General features: G+C 32.0%; 18 protein-coding genes. 9 read left to right on the top strand and 9 right to left on the bottom strand.

The genetic code is table 11. From position 1 onward, the window contains the following. Nucleotides 1-119 precede the first annotated feature (119 nt). Nucleotides 120-1169, top strand: a complete 1050-nt coding sequence (gene thiL / locus ABXT64_RS04590) for a thiamine-phosphate kinase (RefSeq protein WP_443634302.1) — start codon at nt 120-122, stop codon at nt 1167-1169. Between the two features lie 3 nt (nt 1170-1172). Here thiL and ABXT64_RS04585 read toward each other — a convergent pair whose 3' ends face one another. The 3 genes from ABXT64_RS04585 to ABXT64_RS04575 form a co-directional block, all read right to left on the bottom strand. Next, nucleotides 1173-1370, bottom strand: a complete 198-nt coding sequence (locus tag ABXT64_RS04585) for a hypothetical protein (protein WP_443634301.1) — start codon at nt 1368-1370, stop codon at nt 1173-1175. Further along, entirely contained in the window at nt 1367-1609 is a 243-nt protein-coding gene (locus ABXT64_RS04580; protein ID WP_443634300.1) for a hypothetical protein, read from the bottom strand. The genes ABXT64_RS04585 and ABXT64_RS04580 overlap by 4 nt, the downstream gene beginning before the upstream one ends. A gap of 67 nt (nt 1610-1676) precedes the next feature. Beyond that, nucleotides 1677-2453: an alpha/beta fold hydrolase gene (locus tag ABXT64_RS04575; RefSeq protein ID WP_443634298.1), complete on the bottom strand. Its 777-nt coding sequence runs from the start codon at nt 2451-2453 to the stop codon at nt 1677-1679. Between the two features lie 29 nt (nt 2454-2482). Here ABXT64_RS04575 and brnQ point away from each other — a divergent pair, with 29 nt between their 5' ends. Continuing rightward, complete coding sequence (gene brnQ / locus ABXT64_RS04570) at nt 2483-3772, top strand: branched-chain amino acid transport system II carrier protein (protein ID WP_443634297.1); 1290 nt, start codon at nt 2483-2485, stop codon at nt 3770-3772. A 31-nt stretch (nt 3773-3803) separates the two neighbouring features. Here the strand turns inward: brnQ and ABXT64_RS04565 are convergent, their stop codons facing one another. Both ABXT64_RS04565 and ABXT64_RS04560 read right to left on the bottom strand, forming a co-directional pair. Then, complete coding sequence (locus ABXT64_RS04565; RefSeq protein ID WP_443634296.1) at nt 3804-5096, bottom strand: aminopeptidase P family protein; 1293 nt, start codon at nt 5094-5096, stop codon at nt 3804-3806. Nucleotides 5097-5253: 157 nt separating this feature from the next. Continuing rightward, complete coding sequence (locus ABXT64_RS04560) at nt 5254-5844, bottom strand: Crp/Fnr family transcriptional regulator (protein WP_443634295.1); 591 nt, start codon at nt 5842-5844, stop codon at nt 5254-5256. Between the two features lie 120 nt (nt 5845-5964). Here ABXT64_RS04560 and ABXT64_RS04555 point away from each other — a divergent pair, with 120 nt between their 5' ends. The 4 genes from ABXT64_RS04555 (at nt 5965) to ABXT64_RS04540 (ending at nt 12348) form a co-directional block, all read left to right on the top strand. Next, nucleotides 5965-8787 (top strand): VPS10 domain-containing protein, encoded by a 2823-nt coding sequence (locus tag ABXT64_RS04555; protein WP_443634294.1) that lies wholly within the window; start codon nt 5965-5967, stop codon nt 8785-8787. A 109-nt stretch (nt 8788-8896) separates the two neighbouring features. Next, nucleotides 8897-9565: a succinate dehydrogenase cytochrome b subunit gene (locus ABXT64_RS04550; RefSeq protein ID WP_443634292.1), complete on the top strand. Its 669-nt coding sequence runs from the start codon at nt 8897-8899 to the stop codon at nt 9563-9565. Between the two features lie 12 nt (nt 9566-9577). Next, nucleotides 9578-11593 (top strand): fumarate reductase/succinate dehydrogenase flavoprotein subunit, encoded by a 2016-nt coding sequence (locus tag ABXT64_RS04545; RefSeq protein ID WP_443634290.1) that lies wholly within the window; start codon nt 9578-9580, stop codon nt 11591-11593. Between the two features lie 8 nt (nt 11594-11601). Further along, nucleotides 11602-12348 carry a succinate dehydrogenase/fumarate reductase iron-sulfur subunit gene (locus ABXT64_RS04540; RefSeq protein WP_443634288.1) on the top strand — a complete coding sequence of 249 codons (747 nt, stop codon included), beginning with the start codon at nt 11602-11604 and terminating at the stop codon, nt 12346-12348. Nucleotides 12349-12413: 65 nt separating this feature from the next. Here ABXT64_RS04540 and ABXT64_RS04535 read toward each other — a convergent pair whose 3' ends face one another. Further along, nucleotides 12414-14645: a response regulator gene (locus ABXT64_RS04535; RefSeq protein ID WP_443634286.1), complete on the bottom strand. Its 2232-nt coding sequence runs from the start codon at nt 14643-14645 to the stop codon at nt 12414-12416. A 103-nt stretch (nt 14646-14748) separates the two neighbouring features. On the opposite strand from ABXT64_RS04535, the gene ABXT64_RS04530 reads away from it, so the two are divergent. After that, the gene (locus ABXT64_RS04530) at nt 14749-15885 is read left to right on the top strand and encodes a methionine aminotransferase (protein ID WP_443634285.1); all 1137 of its coding nucleotides are present in this window, start codon (nt 14749-14751) and stop codon (nt 15883-15885) included. A gap of 1 nt (nt 15886) precedes the next feature. Here the strand turns inward: ABXT64_RS04530 and ABXT64_RS04525 are convergent, their stop codons facing one another. Then, complete coding sequence (locus tag ABXT64_RS04525; RefSeq protein ID WP_443634283.1) at nt 15887-17977, bottom strand: S46 family peptidase; 2091 nt, start codon at nt 17975-17977, stop codon at nt 15887-15889. 71 nt (nt 17978-18048) lie between these two features. Here ABXT64_RS04525 and ABXT64_RS04520 point away from each other — a divergent pair, with 71 nt between their 5' ends. Further along, nucleotides 18049-18828: an amidohydrolase gene (locus tag ABXT64_RS04520; RefSeq protein WP_443634282.1), complete on the top strand. Its 780-nt coding sequence runs from the start codon at nt 18049-18051 to the stop codon at nt 18826-18828. Here the strand turns inward: ABXT64_RS04520 and ABXT64_RS04515 are convergent. Together ABXT64_RS04515 and ABXT64_RS04510 are read right to left on the bottom strand one after the other, a co-directional pair. Then, a complete protein-coding gene (locus tag ABXT64_RS04515; protein ID WP_443634281.1) occupies nt 18815-20422 on the bottom strand; it encodes an Ig-like domain-containing protein in 1608 nt (535 codons plus the stop codon). The two genes, ABXT64_RS04520 and ABXT64_RS04515, sit on opposite strands and share 14 nt — an antisense overlap. 33 nt (nt 20423-20455) lie before the next feature. Next, nucleotides 20456-21130 carry a ComF family protein gene (locus ABXT64_RS04510; RefSeq protein ID WP_443634280.1) on the bottom strand — a complete coding sequence of 225 codons (675 nt, stop codon included), beginning with the start codon at nt 21128-21130 and terminating at the stop codon, nt 20456-20458. A 228-nt stretch (nt 21131-21358) separates the two neighbouring features. Between ABXT64_RS04510 and ABXT64_RS04505 the strand changes: the two genes are divergently transcribed. Continuing rightward, nucleotides 21359-22240: a hypothetical protein gene (locus ABXT64_RS04505; protein WP_443634278.1), complete on the top strand. Its 882-nt coding sequence runs from the start codon at nt 21359-21361 to the stop codon at nt 22238-22240. The last annotated feature ends 18 nt before the right edge of the window (nt 22241-22258 follow it).

Below are 22258 nucleotides of genomic sequence, written 5' to 3'. Positions count from 1 at the left end.
TGTGTTAATGATGCAATTTTTTTTGAAAGGTATGAAATATTTAAATAAAAGTCCTTTAAATGCTAGATAGTTAATAGTTTCCCTATATTTTTGCAAAGAATTTAAAACGGTATTTATTCATGCTTGAAAATAAAAATAATTCTAAAACGAATATCTCTGAATTAGGGGAGTTTGGTTTAATTGAACATTTAACTAAAAATTTTACTTTAAAGCAAAAGAGTTCAGTAAAAGGAATTGGAGATGATGCTGCTGTTCTTGAAAGTGAAGAAAAACAATTAGTGGTAACTACAGACCTGTTAGTAGAAGGGGTGCATTTTGATTTAAGTTATATGCCCTTAAAACATCTTGGGTATAAAGCCGTGGTGGTTAATTTATCTGATGTTTACGCCATGAATGCCGAAGCAACACAAATTACTGTTTCTATTGCAGTTTCAAATAGATTTCCAGTTGAAGCATTGGAAGAGTTATATGAAGGTATTTCTGCAGCAGCAAATTATTATAATGTAGATGTGGTAGGTGGTGATACAACATCAACTACCTCGGGTTTAATTATTAGTATTACTGCTATTGGAAGGGCGAAAAAAGACACTATAGTGTATAGAGAAGGAGCCAATGACAATGATTTGCTGGTTGTTACTGGAGATATAGGAGCTGCTTATTTAGGCTTACAAGTTTTAGAAAGAGAGAAAAAGGTGTTTCAGGTAAACCCAAATTCTCAACCCGATTTAGATGCTTACACGTATTTAATTGAAAGACAATTAAAACCAGAAGCTAGAAAAGATGTATCGAAATTACTTTCAGATTTAGAAGTTCAACCTACTTCTATGATTGATATAAGTGATGGTTTGTCTTCTGAAATAATTCACCTTTGTAAAAATTCAAAAGTAGGTTGTAATCTCTTTGAAGACAAAATACCATTAGACCCTCAAGTCGTTGCTACGTGTGAAGAATTTAATATGGATAGTACCACCATCGCTTTAAGTGGAGGAGAAGATTACGAACTTTTATTTACTGTAAAACAAGAAGATTTTCCAAAAATTAAAGCAAATCCTAATTTTTCTATTATTGGTCACATGACTCAAGAGAGTGAAGGAATGCATTTAATAACAAGAGCTAATACGAAAATACCTTTAATAGCAAGAGGATGGAACTCTTTAAATGAAGAATAGATTTTAGTAATTGTAATTCTTATTATTTTTAAAAACTAAATTATTTTTCACCCAATAAGGCGTAAGCTTTACAACCTTACCATATCCATCAGTAGTGAATTTTTGACTACAATTTTTGCATTCAAATTCTTCTAGCATTAATGATTCATTGTTAAGGCCAATTAACTCATGACCTTTAATTTTACAAAGGAGTATTTTCATAATTGTTGGTATATTTTTTTCTCATTTTTCTTCTGAAAAAATAAAGCAACACTTTCATTGATTTTTCTTTGGCGAGAAGTTAATTCTTCGATATTCCCCAAAATATCTTCAGTTACTTCCTTCCCACACTTATTGCATTTATATTCGTTTATATGATTGGTAATTTTATTGGTAATGTTGTATTGATGCCTTACAGTAACACATATAATACTGGAAAGCGAAAAAGTAGAACTTTGCATAATGAACAATTTGGGGGGTTATTCTTGGAATAAATATAAAAATATTTTTTATATAATCGACAAAAAGCTACAAAAAATCGATGAAATGCAATATTTTAATCATTTCTCCTGCATTTTCATTAACAGTCATATGACCACTATCTACAAAATGAATTTCAGAATTAGTCTTTTTTGAAACACGGTTTGAAACATTTTTTGGAATCATAGTGTCTTCATCTCCGCAAATTAAATGTTTTAATCCATTAAAGTTTTTCATGATTTCTGTTCGATCTTTACGATCTCTCATTCCTTTAATAGTTGCAATAATTCCCTCAAGGGGAAACAGAAAAGCTGCTTCTTTTAATTGTTTTATTTCTTGCGTATGTAGCTGCTTTGTTTTTTCATTAAAAAGATTATGAATGGCTAGCGTAATAAATAATCTCGCATCTTTTTTAATTAATCGGATCGCTCGGTCTCTATTCTTTTTTCTTTCTTCTGAATCACTTTCAGTGGTAGAATTTAATAAGACAAGGGTGTTTATTTTTTCAGGAAATATTTCAGCAAAAGCTAAAGAAACATAACCACCCAAAGAATGACCAATAAATCTTGCGTCTTTTACTTTTAAAGATTCTAATACAAAATGAATCACCTCAGCCATTAGTTCCATTGTATGTATTTCAGCAATGAAATCACTTTTACCATGACCTGGCAGATCAATACAGATTACTTTGTTTTTTTGTGTTAATAGTGGTAGAATGGTATCCCACATATTTGAACTTTCAAGAAAACCATGGAGTAAAACAAGAGGTTTTCCCTTGCCGTACACTTCATAATAAATCTTTGAGGTATTAAAGTATGCAATCATTTTTCTATATTCGATGCAAATATCATAGAATGAATCCTACCAAACAAACCATTATCATTGCTTTTGCATTATTTTCTTTATTCTTTGGTGCAGGAAATTTAATTCTTCCTCCCTTTTTAGGATACAATGCTGGTGATGGGTGGATTTGGGTATTAATTGGATTTACAATTTCTGCGGTAATTATACCAATTTTAGCAATTTATGGTCATGCAAAATTACAAGGAACAATGCTTGATTTTGCCAATAAAGTTTCTCCAAAATTTGCTATTATTTATTCAATATTAATATACATCATTTCAATTACATTGCCATCTCCAAGGACGGCATCTGTTACTTATGAAATGGCAGTTGAGCCCTTTTTCGAGATTTCATCACTCGGCTTAAGTAGTATATATTTTGCCCTTGTGTTGATTTTTGTTTTGAACCGAACGAAAGTGCTTAGTATTATAGGGAAGTTTTTAACTCCTTTAATAGTACTCATACTTTTAATAATTATTTGTCTAGGATTATTTACCGAAGTGGAATCTTTTCGAAATTCAATTTTTAACAACTCGTTTGTAGAAGGAATTTTAGAGGGGTATCAAACATTCGATGCCATTGGTGGCGTTGTAGTAGGTGGTGTTATTGTAATCTCACTTTCTCTTCAGGGAAAATTTAATTATGAAGAAAAGAAAAAAATGATTGCAAAATCAGGTTTGATTGCAGGACTTGGGTTGTTTATTATTTATGGAGGATTAATTGCATTAGGAGCCCATAATAGCGGTGAATTGATTATTGAAAATCGCCCCGAATTATTAAGTACTTTAAGTCTTCAAACATTAGGAAATATAGGGAATGCATTTTTATCTGTTTTAGTGGCATTAGCTTGTTTTACTACAGCCGTAGGAATTGTAACTGGAACAGCAGATTTTGTAAAAGGTTTAATGGGAAATTCTCAAAGGGCCTATATAATTACAGGAATAGTAGGGTGTGTATTAGGTGTACTAATGGGGCAATTTGATGTACATTATATTATAGTAGTTGCTTTGCCAGCATTAATGTTCATCTATCCAATAACTATTGTACTTATTATTTTGAATGTTGTCCCAGAAAAATGGGCTTCAAAATTAGTGTTTAGAGGCGTAGTGTTAGCAACCTTTATCTTTAGTATTCCTGACTTTTTAAAATTTATAATTTCTGAAGAAAAAATTACTCCAATAAAAGAAATGATTCCATTTTCAGAATATAGTATGGGTTGGGTTTTACCAGCATTTATTGTTTTTGTTCTTCTGAATGTGTTGAATTTCAGAAATAAAAAAACCGATACAGAATTAACATAATGCTATATCGGTTATAATTATATAGATGAATTTAAGAATTCATTAGATCTTCAATCTCTTCCGCTTCAATAGGAATGTTTCGCATCAGGTTAAATGGTTCGCCATGTTCTTGAACTACAACATCATCTTCTAACCGAATTCCAAATCCTTCTTCAGGAATATAAATTCCAGGTTCAACAGTAAAAACCATATTGGCTTTCATCGGTTCCCAAAGTAATCCATAATCATGGGTGTCTAATCCCATATGATGAGAAGTCCCGTGCATGAAATATTTTTTATAAGCTGGCCAGTTTGGATCTTCATTTTGAACATCGTCTTTGTCGATTAAACCTAAACCTAATAATTCAGAAGTCATTAGTTTACCTACTTCAATATGGTAGTCTGCCCAATCTGTCCCCGGCACTAATAATTTTGTAGCATCATTTTTTACACGATTTACAGCATCATAAACAGCACGTTGACGTTTGGTGAATTTTCCATTTACTGGAATAGTACGCGTCATATCACTGCTGTAATTTGCATATTCAGCACCTACATCTAGAAGGATTAAATCACCATCATTACAAGGTTGATTGTTTTCAATATAATGAAGTACATTGGCATTATTACCACTCGCTACAATTGGAGTATAAGCAAACCCTTTAGATCGATTGCGTAAAAATTCATGCATAAATTCTGCCTCAATTTCGTATTCGGTTACGCCTGGTTGAACAAAACCTAAAACGCGACGCATTCCTTTTTCGGTGATATCACAAGCTTTTTGTAATAAATCTAATTCGATTGGATCTTTTACAGAACGAAGTCTTTGTAAAATTGGATTGCTTTTAGCTACACTATGCGCAGGATATTTATTTAATAACCACTTTGTATAACGCGATTCTCTAGTTTCAGTTTCAATAGAAGCTCTGTAATGTTCGTTAGTGTTAATATGAACGGTGTCACATTGTGCCATTAACTCAGTCATTACTTTTTCCATTTCTTGAAGCCAATACACGGTTTTAATTCCGCTTACTTCTAGCGCACGATCTTTGGTAAGTTTTTCGCCTTCCCAAACAGCTATATGGTCATTGGTTTCTTTTAAGAATAATACTTCACGATGCTTTTCATGAGGTGCATCTGGAAACATTACTAATATACTTTCCTCCTGATCTACACCACTTAAATATAAAATATCTCGATGTTGCTGAAAAGGCATGGTGCTATCTGCACTAATTGGATAGATATCATTACTATTAAAGACCGCAAGACTATTAGGCTTCATTTTAGCCATAAAATTTGCACGGTTTTTAATATAAAGTGCAGAATCTATTTGATGATATTTCATGAGAATTTATTTTAAAGGATTATTTACTTCAAAATTAATTAAAGATTTACTGAAAAAAAAAGCCAAATGTCCTTAATTTACTCGATAATCGAGATTATTTTATTTCGAAGCTTAGATTATAATAAAAAACTCCTTCCTTAATACATTGTAGCCTCACCTAGTGTTCATTTACCTTTTTTCGAATCCTACTTAGATGTCGAGTGGAAATTCCTAAAAATGAAGCTAAATAATGTAAGGGAACTTGCTGAAATAAATTAGGGTGAGTTTCTAGTAAGTTTTTATACCCTTCTTCTGGAGCTAGTGTTAATAAATTGATTCGATAATCGTCTATAAGGAATATCTGATTTTCAATTAGGTTGTGATAATACCTTCTAAAACCTTTATTGTTTTTCATTAAAGAATTAAACTGTTCTAAATTAATAATTCTTAGGGTACAATCACAAATAGCTTTAATGTTCTTTCTGGAAGGAAGTTTCTGCTTAAAACTTTTTAAGGCAGCGGTCGTTGTATTTTGAAGCGCTAAATAAGTGGTCTTTTCTTCACCTTGAACATTTAATGAATGTTGTAAAACACCTTCTTCCAAAAAACAGAAGTATTTACAAATATTTCCTTCCTCAACTAAAAAGTCATTCTTTGATAAATGTATGACAGAAAAACATTCAATAATCGCATCGATATGATGTTCTAATGAGGGATCATTAATGATTTGAGATAAGTATGTTTTAAAAGTTTGCGTTGAAAGGTCCATTTCACAAAGTGTAATAATCTTTCGAAAGTAAAAAGAAATACAAAATAGTGGGTTATTCTTTTGATAAAATTTTGTGAAACAAGTACATTTCAGTAAATTCAACAACCAAAAAAACTAACTATGAATAAATTAGCAATTCTTTTAATTTGCTTTATTAGCATCCCACTTTTTTCTCAGCAGAAATCTACTGCTGCCAATTCAGTTGAAGAAGGACTAGCTCAAAAACAACGATTAATCGAAAACTCAATCGTTAAAAATCTTCCATTTAAAAATATTGGGCCCACTGTAATGAGTGGTCGTGTAACTTCACTTTCTGTGAATCCAGATAATCCTATCGAATTTTATGTAGGCTATGCAAGTGGAGGTGTTTGGTATACCAAGAACAATGGAACTTCTTTTGAGCCGGTATTAGATTCGAGCCCTACTCAAAACGTAGGATGCGTGACCATGGATTGGAAGACTAATACACTATGGGTTGGTACTGGAGAGGTCAATGCATCGCGATCTTCTTATGCAGGAATTGGAATATTAAAATCTACTGACGAAGGAAAAACGTGGGTTAATATGGGTTTAACAGACTCTCACCATATTAGCAATATATTGATTAATCCAAATAACTCTAATGAAATAGTGGTGGGTGTTGTTGGGCATTTATATTCAAAAAATGAAGAACGTGGGGTTTATAAATCTACAGATGGTGGTCAAACTTGGGCGCAAACTTTATTTGTAAATGATCAATCTGGGATTATTGAACTGGAAGTATCTCCAAGTAATTTTAATTTGATGTATGCCTCTTCATGGGATAAAGATCGAAAAGCATGGAATTTTAGAGGAAGTGGAAACGGAAGTGGAATCTATAAAAGTATTGACGCGGGAAGTACTTGGGCAAAAGTTTCAAGTGAAGGTTCTGGATTACCAACAGGCGAAGGGGTAGGTCGAATTGGTCTCGCTATTTATAATGATGATGTGGTATATGCAATTCATGATAGTCAATTCCGAAGAGAAAAAGATAAAGAAAAGGAATCTTCAAAAGGTGGGCTTCAGAAAGATGATTTTAAAAGCATGTCTGTTGCAGATTTTCTTTCCTTAGAAGATGCTTCTTTGAAAACATTTTTGAAATCGAATGGATTTCCGAAGAAATATACAGTGGATTCAGTAAAAGAAATGGTTAAAAAAGAAGAAGCAAAACCAATTGATATTGCTAAATATTTAGAAGATGCAAATTCATTATTGTTTGATACTCCTGTTGTTGGAACAGAAATATTTAAAAGTACAGATGGCGGAAAAAACTGGAAGAAAACACATGAAGGATATTTGGATAATGTATATTATTCGTATGGATATTACTTCGGAAAAATACACGTAGATCCAAGCAATCAAGATGCAGTTTATATTTATGGAGTGCCAATTTTGAAATCGAAAGATGGCGGTAAAACGTTTGAATCTATGAATGCAGGAAATGTTCACGCAGATCATCATGCCCTTTGGATTAATCCTAAAAAACCGGGACATCTTATCAATGGAAATGATGGTGGAGTTAATATTACCTACGATGATGGGAAACACTGGATTAAAAACAATTCATTAGCAGTAGGTCAATTTTATGCGATTAATGTAGATAATGAAAAACCTTATAATGTATATGGAGGTCTGCAAGATAATGGAGTTTGGGTAGGACCACATAATACAAAGGAAAATAGAAGGTGGTTGCAAAATGGAGAATACCCATATAAATTTATTATGGGCGGAGATGGAATGCAAATTCAAATAGATAACAGAAATAGTAATATAGTTTATACAGGTTATCAATTCGGAAATTATTATAGATTAAATCGCGAAACAGACGAACAGACTTATATTCAACCTAAACATGAATTGGGTGAAAATCCATATCGATTTAATTGGCAAACACCAATTTTATTAAGCTCCCACAATCAGGACATCTTGTATTTAGGAGCTAATAAATTAATGCGAAGTATGGATCAAGGTACTACTTGGGATGCAATTTCAGAAGATCTCACCAAAGGTGGAAAGCCAGGAAATGTATCGTATGGAACTTTAACAACAATTAGTGAATCAACTTTTCAATTCGGATTGATGTATGCAGGTAGCGATGATGGTTATGTTCAAGTAACTAAAAATGGAGGTGGAAATTGGCAACGAATTTCTAATTCATTTCCACAAGATTTGTGGGTAAGTAGAGTAGAAGCTTCAAGTTTTAAAAAGGAACGAGTGTTTGTGACATTAAACGGATATCGTTGGGATGATTTTACGCCTTATGTATTTGTTAGTGAAGATTATGGAGCTACATGGAAAAATATAAGTAGTAATCTGCCAACTTCTTCTGTGAATGTTATTAAAGAAGATACAGAAAATGAAAATATATTATATCTAGGAACAGACAATGGAGTATATGTTTCATTTAATAGAGGCGTTTCTTGGGAGGCATTTTCTTCAGGACTAACGAACGTGGCTACGCATGATTTAGTAATACAACCAGAAGCTAAAGATTTAGTGGTTGGAACACATGGGCGATCTATTTATGTAGCGAATATTTCATTGCTACAAAAAATGAATTCAGGAAATAAGGACGAAGTATTAATTTCTGAAATAGAACCTGTTCTTCATTCTGGCTCTTGGGGGAAAAAATTTAGCTCTTGGGGAGAAGTGTATCAGCCTTCAGTTGAGGTTCATTTTTATAGTCCGATAGAAGGTAAAGCAACTATTTCGATTCAAACGGAAGAAGGGGAGGAATTGGAGTCAGTAAAAGTAGATGCTCAAAAAGGGGTGAATGTATATACCTATCACTTAACTTTTTCAAATAATAAAGAATTGAAAGCTAAAAAAGCTGAAAACGAGAAGTATTACCTTCCGAAAAGGGTTCATGTTATGGACATTTCAATAGGTAAGAAGCATTCTAAAACAGAATTGAAAGTAAAATAATTCAAGTATTTAAAATAATTCTAAATACAAATTAAAACAAACCACAAAGTTTGGCAATCACCTCATTGAGGCGTATTTTTGCATAACATCTTTTAAGAAAATATAACATATGGGAATAATATCCTCCTCCATTGCTAGAAAAGTCGCTATGGCACTTTCTGCTCTTTTTCTAATCTTTTTTTTATTAACGCATGTAACTATCAACCTTCTATCGGTTTTCAGTGAAGATGTGTTTAATGTTGCTTCCCATTTTATGGGAACCAACCCCCTCATTCAGTTTGTTATGCAGCCCATTTTAATTTTTGGAGTTGTGTTTCATTTTGTACTAGGTTTTGTTTTAGAATTAAAAAACAGAAAAGCGGTAGGTATTAAATATGCTAAAAACAACGGTGCAGCTAATTCTACTTGGATGAGTAGAAACATGATCTATAGCGGATTAGTAATTTTAGCTTTTATCGTATTGCACTTTATAGATTTTTGGTTTCCAGAACTAAACACAAAATACGTACTTGGAGATATGAGTGGTATGCACGATGGTGAGTTTAGATACTACCATGAATTAGTTGAAAAATTTCATAGCCCATATAGAGTAGGGGCATATGTTATAGCGTTTGTATTACTTGCTTTGCATTTATTACATGGTTTTCAATCGGCATTCCAATCAATGGGAATGAACAATAAATATACAAAATGTGTGAAAAATTTTGGAAAAGGATATGCTATTCTAATTCCATCACTTTTTATTTTCATTGCCCTTTTTCACCATTTTAATCACTAAATACTACTGTATATGTCTGTATTAGATTCAAAAGTACCTAAAGGTCCCATTAAAGAAAAATGGACTACATATAAGGACAAAATTAATTTAGTTAATCCAGCCAATAAACGTAATATAGATATTATCGTTGTGGGAACAGGTTTAGCGGGAAGTTCTGCTGCGGCAACCTTAGCAGAGCAAGGTTATAATGTAAAGGCATTTTGTTATCAAGATTCTCCTCGTAGAGCACATTCAATTGCTGCTCAAGGAGGAATTAATGCCGCAAAAAATTACCAAGGGGATGGTGATTCTAACTACCGCTTATTCTATGATACCGTAAAAGGGGGTGATTATCGTTCTCGTGAAGCAAACGTATACCGTTTGGCTGAGGTTTCAGGAAATATCATCGATCAATGTGTAGCACAAGGGGTTCCTTTTGCACGTGATTATGGGGGTCTCTTAGACAACCGTTCGTTTGGTGGCGTATTAGTATCTCGTACTTTCTATGCTAAAGGACAAACAGGACAGCAACTATTATTAGGAGCTTATTCAGCAATGAATAGACAAATTGCTCGTGGTAAAATTGAAATGTTTAATCGTCACGAAATGTTAGATGTAGTAAAAGTGGACGGAAAAGCAAGAGGAATTATTGCACGTAATTTAATTACTGGTGAAATAGAAAGACATTCGGCTCATGCTGTTATTATTGCAACAGGAGGTTATGGTAATGTTTATTTTCTTTCAACAAATGCAATGGGATCTAATGCTACTGCAGCTTGGAAAATACATAAAAAAGGAGCGTTTTTTGCGAACCCTTGTTTTACACAAATTCACCCAACATGTATTCCTCGATCGGGCGATTACCAATCTAAACTAACTTTGATGTCAGAGTCATTAAGAAACGATGGACGTATATGGGTGCCAGCAAATATTGATGATGCAAAAGCAATTCAACAGGGAAAATTAAAGCCTACTGAAATTGCTGAAGAAAATAGAGATTATTATTTAGAAAGAAAATACCCTGCTTTTGGAAATTTAGTGCCACGTGATGTAGCATCTAGAGCAGCAAAAGAACTTTGTGATGCCGGTTATGGTGTTAATGCAACAGGTGAAGCTGTGTATTTAGACTTTGCAGCAGCTATTGAGCGATACGGAAAAGAACAAGCAAAAATACACGGGCACCATGATGCTTCAAAAGAAAAAATAACAACATTAGGAGAAACAGTTATTGAAGAAAAATACGGGAACCTTTTTCAAATGTATGAGAAAATTGCAGCTGAAAATCCTTATAAAACTCCTATGATGATATACCCAGCGACACATTATACGATGGGTGGAGTTTGGGTAGATTACAACTTAATGACAACGGTCCCAGGACTGTATTGTATTGGGGAAGCTAACTTTAGCGACCACGGATCAAATCGTTTAGGTGCTTCTGCATTGATGCAAGGATTAGCTGACGGATATTTTGTATTGCCTTATACTATTGGCGATTATTTATCTGATGACATTCGTACCGGAAAAATACCTACAAATACATCTGAATTTGATGAAGTTGAAAAAGAAGTAACCGATAGAATCAATTTCTTTATCAATAATAAAGGAACAAAATCTGTAGATTACTTCCATAAGCGTTTAGGAAAGGTAATGTGGGATAAAGTTGGAATGGCTCGTAACGAAAAAGGCTTAAAGGAAGCTATGGCTGAAATTAAGGCAATTCGTGAAGAATTCTGGAAAGAAGTAAAAGTTCCCGGTGATGCTAACGAGATGAATCCTCAATTAGAAAAAGCAGGTAGAGTTGCCGATTTTCTTGAATTAGGAGAGTTATTTGCAAAAGATGCCTTGGACAGAAACGAATCTTGTGGAGGTCATTACCGAGAAGAAAGTGTTGTGCAAGAGGGAGAGCAAAAAGGAGAAGCTTTGCGTAATGATAAAGATTATGCCTATGTTTCTGCTTGGGAATATAAAGGAGAACCAGCAGATGCGGTTTTACATAAAGAAGAATTAGAGTTTAAAGATATTGAGTTAAAACAACGTTCATACAAATAAGTAGATATATGAATCTTACATTAAAAATCTGGCGTCAAAAAGATGCTAACGACAAAGGAAAATTAGTCGATTATAAGGTAACTGAAATTTCAGAACATATGTCTTTCCTTGAAATGATGGATGTTTTAAATGAACAATTGATAAACTCTGGAGAAGAACCAGTAGCCTTTGATCATGATTGTAGGGAAGGAATTTGCGGAATGTGTTCAATGTACATTAATGGAGAAGCTCACGGACCCGATAAAGGAATAACAACTTGTCAACTACATATGCGTTCGTTTAAAGATGGAGATACCATTTATATTGAACCTTTTAGAGCAGCTGCTTTCCCAGTAATTAAAGATTTAGTAGTAGATAGAACTTCATTTGATCGGATCCAACAAGCAGGTGGATATGTATCTGTAAATACTTCTGGAAATACTCAGGATGCTAATGCAACACCTATTTCAAAACATGCTGCAGATGAAGCAATGGATGCTGCAACCTGTATTGGTTGTGGAGCTTGTGTAGCTACCTGTAAAAACTCTTCTGCGATGTTATTTGTAGGAGCAAAAGTTTCGCAATATGCTTTATTGCCGCAAGGACAAGTTGAAGCAGCAGATCGTGTTAAAAACATGGTTGCCCAAATGGATTTAGAAGGATTTGGAAATTGCACCAATACTGGCGCTTGTGAAATTGAATGTCCAAAAGGAATTTCTCTTTCAAACATTGCGCGTATGAATCGTGAATACTTAAGTGCAACACTTAAAGGATAGTTTTAGAAAGAACATATAAAAAAGCCCCTCTATTTAGAGGGGCTTTTTTATGCATTTAACTGATTTTACATCGCTTTTAAATGTTCTTTTTTTTCTGAAACACTGATCATGTTTTTTATAATAGTTTGTATAAATTTAGTAACATCATACGGTTTTACGATGATATCATTCATGCCAGATTCATAGATACTAAATCGCATCTCTTCTACTTCTACGGCAGTTAAAGCAAGTATTGGAAGAGTAGTGTTAAATAAACGTATTTCTTTAGTAGCATCTATCCCATTTTTAATAGGCATATTAATATCCATCAAGACTAAATCGTAGGTATTGTTTTTTATCATATTGACAGCTTCGTCTCCATTTTCAGCAACAAAGCATATCACTTTATTTTTTTCTAATATTTTTGCAGTAACTATTTGATTGATGCGATTGTCTTCAACAATTAGTATTTTTTTATCTTTTAAAATATTAACATCTAATAAAGGTTGTTTTTTAATGGCAACTTTCTCTTTTAAGACTTCAAAATCTATGGCAAATGTAAAGGAAGAGCCTTTACCTAAATCACTTTCTAAATAAATTTCAGAGTTAGAATGTGCTAGTAGCTTTTTTACAATGGGTAATCCTAACCCTGTTCCTTGATAGCTATAATCTAAAGAGTCAATTTGTGAAAATTCATCAAAGATTCCTTCTTGCTTATTTTTAGCTATACCGATACCTGTATCCTTAATTATAAAAGTAATAGTTGAGTTTTTAGCATCAATTTTTTCTGAATTAATAGAAATAGTAATGGCGCCATTTTCTGTAAACTTACACGCATTACTTATTAAGTTCATTAATACTTGAGATAACCTCACTGAATTTCCTCGAATAATTCCAGGGACGTTTTTGGAAATATTGATGTTAATCTTGTTATTATTTTGAAGGCGCATATATTCAAAAGAAGCTATAATAGTTTCAATTAATTCTCTTAAGTTAAAGGAAGTAAGATCATTGTCGATGTTTTTTGCGTCAATTTTATTTATTTGTAATACATCATTAATTAAAGCCAAAAGATAATCTGCTGAAAACTTTAAGGACTTTAAATCTTTTTCATGACTCTTTAAAGATTCATCCTCCATTAATATAGTACTTAATCCTATTACTCCATATAAAGGGGTTCGTAACTCATGACTTACGGTTGAGAAAAAGTTATTTTTTGCTTTAGATAATTTTTCAGATTCTTCTTTAGCCAATAAATATTTTTTATTTTTTATTTTTAGTTCTTTAACTAAGGTTTTTCTTTTTAAGAATGCTACAAAAAGTGAAATAAGTAATAATAAAAATATGGCAGCAACTATTATTAATAATGTGTTTAACCTGCCTTTATCATTAGATATTTGAGCTTGTAATTGAGAATTTAACTGTGCTGTTTTTGCGTCTTTTCGGTATTGATCTAATTGAATTTTGTCAGTAATAGCATATCTTTCAGGAGCGGTATAAATACCAGAATTTTCATCGCTGTATTCATCATAGATTTCAAAAGCATCATATGCTTCTTTAAATTTTTCTTGTTCGTATAGACTTATACTATAGAAATAATAGATGTTTTCTAATTCAATTCTTAACTCTTCTTTTTTTGCAGCTTCAATAGTTTTAAGAAATAATTCATCTGCTTTTCGAAAGTCTTTATGGTGTAAATAGTATTCACCTAAAAACCCGTCTAAACTGATACAATAAGAGTGATGATCCTCAAATTTTAATAGTTGTTTCGATTTTAATATATGCACATAAGCTCTCTCATAATCATCATTATCTATTGCAGTATAAATATAATTGTAATGTGCTTTTGATAAGCCTATAGAATCTTTAATGCTATTAAATTGTGTGATTGATTTATCATGATAATGATACGCTTTTTTATAATTTTGATTGATAGAATATATATTCGCTAAGTCCATATATGTAACAGCAGTTGCAGTATCATTTTTTGATAATCCTGCATAATGCTCAGACTTTTTCATGTTTGTCATAGCGTTAATGGTGTCATTTAAGACTAAATAATCGTACGCTAATGATCGATATCCTTGATGTAAATAATAAGGGTCGTCTAAGGTATAAGCCATTTTTAAAACATCGATGTTTAAAACTAATGATTTAGTATAATCACCTTGATTGTAAAAAGCTGTTGCTGAGTCTAATAATTTTTGAAAATTCTTTGGATTATTAGCTACAATTGTATCTTGAGCAAACAAAGGATTTTGCTGAAAAGCACCTATAAATAGTAGGCATATTATAAGTAAAGAATAAAGGTCCTTCATTCAGGTTAGTTAAATTTAGGAACGTAATGTACACATTTTTTAGAAATTATAAAAAAACTTGATATTTTTTAGCGGTTACCATAAGGAATAGTATTTTTATAAGATGATATCAAAACTCCCAAATGTTACCACTTCTATTTTTGCTGTAATGAGTAAAATGGCAAATGATTTTAATGCTCTCAACCTATCTCAAGGATATCCCAATTTTAAAAGCGATCCTTATTTATTAGAATTGGTTAATCAAGCAATGAAGCAAGGTTATAACCAGTATGCACCTATGCAAGGAGATTTAGGTTTGCGTGTTGAACTATCTAATAAAGTCAAAAACTCACATCAAAAAGAGTATAACCCAGCTACTGAAATAACTATTACAGCGGGGGCTACCCAAGCTATTTTCACTGTAATCTCTGCGGTAATTAATTCTGGAGATGAGGTCATTATTTTTACACCAGCGTATGATTGTTATGGTCCTTCAATTGAATTGTTTGGAGGAAAAATAATTCCTGTTCAGTTAAAAGCACCTTTGTTTTCTCCTAATTGGGAAGAAGTTTCAGAAAAGATTACCAACAAAACTAAAATGATTATAATTAACTCTCCTCACAATCCTAGTGGAAGACTTCTTTTGGAAGAAGATATGCTTCAGTTACAGAGTTTAGCTGAAAAACATGATTTATTGGTATTAAGTGATGAAGTGTATGAACACATTATTTTTGATGGAAATATTCATCAAAGTGCTGCAAAGTTTCCAGAACTTTCAAAACGTACATTTATTACCGCTTCCTTCGGAAAAACATTTCATAATACAGGCTGGAAATTAGGATATTGTTTAGCTCCTGAAAATTTAATGATTGAGTTTCAAAAAGTTCACCAATACAATGTGTTTTCTGTTAATCACCCAATGCAAAGAGCTTTAGCTACCTATTTGAAAACGGAAGAACATTACCTAGGGCTTTCGTCTTTTTATCAGCAAAAAAGAGATTATTTTTTAAACTTGATAAAGGATTCTAGGTTTAAAGTAATACCGTCTGATGGCACGTATTTTCAGTTATTGGATTATAGTAAGGTCACAGATGAAAGTGATTTAGTTTTTTCTGAAAGATTAGCCAAAGTAAATAAGCTTGCAACAATACCTACTTCAGTTTTTAATGCAAACCAAGAAGACTTTAAACAAGTAAGAATATGTTTTGCTAAAACGGAAGAGACCTTAAACGCTGCAGCAAAAATTTTAAATAGTATTTAGACTATTTACGCTTTGGGTGAACCAATTTCATTTCTTTAATTAAATGATCTGCTCCCGCATATTTATCAATAATAAATAGTACATATCGTAAATCGACCATAATATTTCTACAGATTTCTGGGTCGTAATTCATGTCACTCATGGTTCCTTCCCAAACTCTATCAAAATTTAAACCAACGAGGTTTCCATGTGCATCAATTGCTGGACTTCCTGAATTTCCTCCAGAAGTATGATTAGTTCCTAAAAAGCAAATTGGAAGCTTACCATTGGTGTCAGCATATTGTCCATAATCCTTTGCTTTATATAGGTCTTGTAATTTTTGCGGCACATCAAATTCGTAATCGCCAGGGATGTATTTTTCAATAATACCATCTAAATAAGTAACAGGGTTATAATACACAGCATCCCTTGGAGCATATCCTTTTACTTGACCGTAAGTTACTCTTAAAGTACTATTGGCATCTGGGAAATAACGTTCCTCTGGCATTACTTCCATTAATGCTTTCATGTATATTTTCTGAAGTGCATTAATTTCAGAATTTATACTTTGAAATTGTGGGTCTATTGAATTATAAAGCTCATCAAAAAAGGGTTTAGCATATACAAAAGCGGCATCATTATTCAATTTTTTTATTACTTTTTTTGGTTCTCCTTTTAGTAATTCTAAAGCAGAATCAAGGTTCGTAAATTGTGTTTTATCATAAATAGAAGCATTTATATTTTTTGAGTACAAAGGCATAATCGCTTCAAAAACATTTTTATCCAAGCTTGCATTATAATTTTTATGAATTCCTTTTAGTCTTGTAATGGTGCTTTCTTTTGCTTTGTTAAAGGAGGCATCTCCTTTTTGATAAGCATTTTCCATTTGGTATAATCGAAACATCATATGCATCAATTCATTATTTCTTATAAACACTTCTAAGAAATTGTTTCTTTTTACATTAACAGATTCAAAATCATTATATAATTTTTCGAAGTCCGATAATAGTGAGCCATATTGCTTTTCAAGCCCTTTTTGCTTTACAAGTTTCTGAAACTGACTTTCGAAATCTCTCTTTTTTCCAATTGCATTACTTTTTTCTATTCCAAGATTTTCGCCAATCCATTTTTTCCAAGCGTTAGCAATTCTTGCTTGTTTTGAAGCATATTGAATTCTTGTTTTGTTGTCTTTTTTCATTTCAGCATCCATCACATTTAATGTAGCTTCACGAATAGCGATTCTACTCGGATTTACTTTTTGTGTAATCTGCTCAATGGCTATAGCAGGAAGATATTCGTTGGTTCTTCCAGGAAAACCAAATACTAATGTAAAATCTCCTTCTGTGATTCCATCTAATGAAATTGGTAAGAAATGTTTAGGAGCATATGGGACATTGTCTTTTGAATAAGAAGCAGGACGGTTATTTTTATCAGCATAAATTCTAAACAAAGAGAAATCACCTGTATGTCTTGGCCAAACCCAATTGTCGGTGTCACTACCAAATTTACCAATACTTACTGGAGGAGCTCCTACTAATCTTATATCATTAAAGGTTTCCGTAATAAATAAGAAATATTGATTTCCTTTAAAAAAGGCTTTTATTTTAGATCCTTGCCATGCTTCCTTTTTAGCAGATTTATTTATTTGATTACTAGTGCTATCTATTTTTGATTGCTTTTCTTTTTCAGTCATTGTATCTGTAACGTCAGCTAATACCCTAGCAGTTACATCTTCGATACGAACAATAAAGTCGATATATAATCCTTCATTTGGAAGCTCTTCCTTGAAATTTTTTGCCCAAAAACCATTTGTGATATAGTCATTTTCAACAGATGAATGAGATTGTATTTGACTAAATCCACAGTGATGATTCGTTAAAATTAATCCTTTATCAGAAATAACTTCACTAGTGCAACCTCCATTAAAATGACCAATTGCATCTTTTAAACTTGAATTATTTACGTCGTAAATATCTTTAGCTGATAAGGTACTCCCTAGCGACTGCATTTCTTGTTCGTTCATTCCTTCTAATAAAGAAGGAATCCACATTCCACCTTGTTGAGCTGATACTTGAAAGGCAATAAATAGTATAAGAATTTTTATGAATTTCATAGCTAAATAGTTTAATTTCAAAGATAAACAACCTTGTAGAAATACTAAATAGTTTTAACTATTTTTACTCGATGCAAGAAGAATTAAAAATTACGATGATCCAATCAGATCTAGTTTGGGAAAACCCAAATGCTAATCGGATGATTTTTTCTGAAAAAATCGCAAGCATTTCTGAGGCAACAGACCTTATCGTTCTTCCCGAAATGTTTACTACCGGATTTACGATGAATGCTAAAGCTTTAGCCGAAGATGAAACAGGCGCTTCTGTTTCTTGGATGATTTCCGAAGCAAAAAAACACCATACTGCAATTACAGGGAGTTTAATTATTTCTGAAAACGGGTGTTACTATAACCGATTATTTTTTGTGTTTCCCGACGGAAACTATACAACGTATAATAAACGACATACTTTTACTTTGGCCGGAGAACATAAAACTTTTGCCCGAGGAAACGATCAAGTAATTGTGATGTATAAAGGTTGGAAAATATGCCCTTTAATATGTTACGATTTGAGATTTCCAGTTTGGGCAAGAAACACAATGAATTATGATGTATTATTATATGTGGCTAATTGGCCTGAAAAACGCATTGCTGCATGGGACGCACTATTAAAAGCAAGAGCTATAGAAAACATGGCATACTGTATTGGTCTCAATAGAACAGGAGAAGACGGAAATGGACATCCATATGTGGGACATTCTGCTGTCTATGATTTATTAGGAGAACAAGTTTCGACAAAAGATTTTGAACATGAATTTATTGAAACTATTTCACTTCAAAAAAATGAAATTGAAACAAACAGGAGGCATCTTCAGTTTTTAAATGATAAAGATGATTTTACTTTAAGTTAAACGTTTCAACAAGGTCCCAATTACCACGAACATCTAGAATGGAAGGGTAATAAATAATTGTTTCAGGTTGTTTGTTTTCAAGAAAACTACCAGTATCCCACAGACCATTTTTATTTTCATCGTAAATAATTCGAACATAATATTTACCAGGGATTAGTGTTGTAAAAGCAATTTCTTTTGTTTCTGTAATATATTCTTTTTCAATCAATTTATAGTTTTGATCTACTAATTCAACTATGATAGGGTAACTTTTTACATTTTCTAGATTCATTGTTAAACTTCCATAATCTGAAATAGCTTTTGTTGAACCTCTATAATTGATGGTGTCATTTACAGCTTCATAAAAATCAGTAAATGCGCCTGGAAAAATAGTAACATTATAGGTCTGACTTTCTGTTTTTTCAAAAATAAGAGCTGCTGTATAATCTTTTGGTTGAAGGATAGCTGAAACAGGAATAGAAATAGAGTCTTTGTCTATAATAGAAATAAATTCAGCATTAACATCAACTAATGGTGTGTTTGAAAATATTTTAACAGAATCTTTCAGTTTTAAAAACGGTTTACTTTCAACAGTAACTTTTAAAGAATCTTTATATAGATCTCTTAATTTTACAGTTAGAGTATCAATTTCAGATAGACTTCTTGCTATAAATTGAAGTGTATCAATTTCTAAATCAGGTTTAAACCAATAATGAATCGAGTCTCTCTGTCTGTCTTTAAATTGTTTAAAAGTAAAATCTGAAACAACAGGAGTAATGAGTTCTAATTGTAAACTATCTGCATTTCCTTCATAGCCAAATAGGATGTGATTTTTAGATTCATGTTTGGGCCTAGACATATTATATTCTAAAGTTTCTTTAAATAAGGTAAGGATGTATAAACTATCTGTTGGTAATGTAATTATTTCATTTAAAAACCCAATTTTATCTTTATCGGACTGAAAAATGTAATCTGAATTATCTTCCTTTAATGCTATTAATTTATACGTCCCTTCTTTTAAATTAGAGAGTTCGAATGTATCTGTGCTATCCTTTACCGTAGTTATATACATGGGTTTTTCAGAATAAATGAGGGAGTCATTATATTCTTCAGTAACTTCATACAACATTACAGAAATAGGACTTTCTAATGTTATGAGCTTGCTGTCTTTTATCGTTCCTTTTACCTTTAAACTATCGATATAATCGCCCGTAGAAAAAACATATTTATAATAATCATATTCATTTCCTTCATTATTATCTAGGATGCTTTTTCCAAAATTAATGGAGTAGGTTGTATTTTCTCTTAAGGTATCTAATATTTTAATTTTTATATATTTAGAAGTACTTAAAGGAGTAATGGTAGGAGCATAATCTAAAGGAGGAGAAATAATAAGTTGCTTATTAAGGTCTTGAAATTTAATATATTCATCAAAGTAGATTCTTATTTCATCACCTTTAAAATTTGTGCTAAAGTTTTCTGGGTTACTTTTTACAATCACTGGAGGGATACTATCTTTAAGACCACCATTAGGTCTACCACGTTTTGCACAGTCCACAAATGAAAGCATAAAAATAAAAGCAATGGGAAGATACAGTAAACGGTGTTTTTTCATTCTACAAAAATAGATAAATTTTAGAGATTCACATCAAGCAATTGCAATGGTTGCAATACTCAATTTTGCATTCGTATTGTTCAGTAATTGTATAGCGCAATTTTCTAAAGTAGCTCCTGTAGTTACAATGTCATCTACTAGTAAAATATGTTTGTTTTTTATAACATCTTGATTTGCAATAGAAAAAATTTGATTGGTTTCATTTGTATTCTGAAATCGTTTAAATCGTTGTTTAAAAACTTGAGTTTCAGTTTTATTAATTTTAATAAGAACATCATCTCGATATGGAACCTGTAAAGCGCTGGCAATTTCTTTACCAAATCCTTCCACTTGATTATAACCTCTTGATTTTAATTTTTGCTTATGCAAAGGAACAGGAATCACAATATCAATTGTTTTATAAGCCTCGATTTCAGCTAATTCAGCACCTAGCCAGGCGCCAAAAAATGAACTTATTTGTTTTTGTTTTCTATACTTTAAATTATGTAATATCTCTTGTGTGATACCTTTTTTCTGAAATTTCAACAAGGAAGTAGCTAATTCTATTCGAAATTTCCCATAAAAAAAATGTTTTAAATCTAGACTGTTATTTTTATGATGACAAGCTAAGGGTAAGGAATGCCTACAAGAAGTACAAATAACATTTTCAGAAGATAAAAGAATTGTTTTACACCCATTACAAATTTTTGGGAATAGTATATTAAGCATGATTTGCTCTTGGTTGGAGGGGAGTTCTAAGGAGTATTAGCTAAGGTATTGAATTTCCTTCTCTTTTTAAGTGCTACAGGTTTTATTTATTTTACTTTTGCTGTAGCATTAAAATTTTCACATTAATTATATTATTTTCATCTTTGAAGACGTTATAGATTGTTACATAGTGTTTCCGACCAGGCACTAAATAATACCCCCAACCTAAATTAACAAAAACCAACAACCATGAGTACTGAAAACAATAACACAAAATTTAAAGTCCTTTTAGGGATTCTATCCGTTTTATTGATTGTCTTGTCTGTGTATACCTTTAGACTGTACAATACAAGTCAAAATACGGAAACAACTTTAATAAGTCAAAAAGCAGATATTGAAACCGAATTAGAAGAGTTAATTGTTAATTATGATGAGATTATACAAGACAATGAGCTTAAAGACAATAGCATAATAGAAGCTAAACAACGTATCGTTGTATTATTAGACTCTGTGAAAAATTCTGAAGCAAACGTTCAGTTAATTAGAAGGTATAAAATTGAGATTGGTAAGTTAAAAACAGAACGTAAATTAATGTTTAGAAAAGCAGACAGTTTAATTGCTGCAAATCAAACATTAGCTATTGAAAGAGATAGCACTATTTCTGTACTAGGTGAAACAATACGCGTAGTAGATTCTGTTACTGAAGAAAACCAAGCCCTTGCTGAAACCATCAAAATTGGATCTATAGTGAAGACTCTTGATTTAATAGGTTCTGCAGTAATCGTTCGTAAAAGCGGAAAATTAGTGGAAACCCAAAGATCAAGTCGTACAGATAAAATAAGAGCTTGTTTTACGCTTACACCAAATCCTATTGCTGAAAAGGGAGATCGTTTATTATTTGTACAAGTAATTAATCCTAAAAATAATTTATTAGGAAAAAAAGCAGTCATGGAATTTGAAGACGGTACTTTAAACTATAGTGAATCAACGAAAGTTTTTTACGAAAATGATGAGCTAGATGTATGTATTTTAGTAAATGCAGCAGAAGCAGACTTAGTAGAAGGAACTTATAGAATTAATGTTTTTGACGGTTCTACTCAAGTTGCAACCACTACAATGGAATTAAAATAATAAAACTATATAAATAAT

The organism is Candidatus Marifrigoribacter sp. Uisw_064, from assembly GCF_047730175.1.
In the GTDB taxonomy this organism is placed as follows: Bacteria; Bacteroidota; Bacteroidia; order Flavobacteriales; family Flavobacteriaceae; genus Marifrigoribacter.
This window is presented reverse-complemented; position numbering and strand designations above follow the sequence as displayed.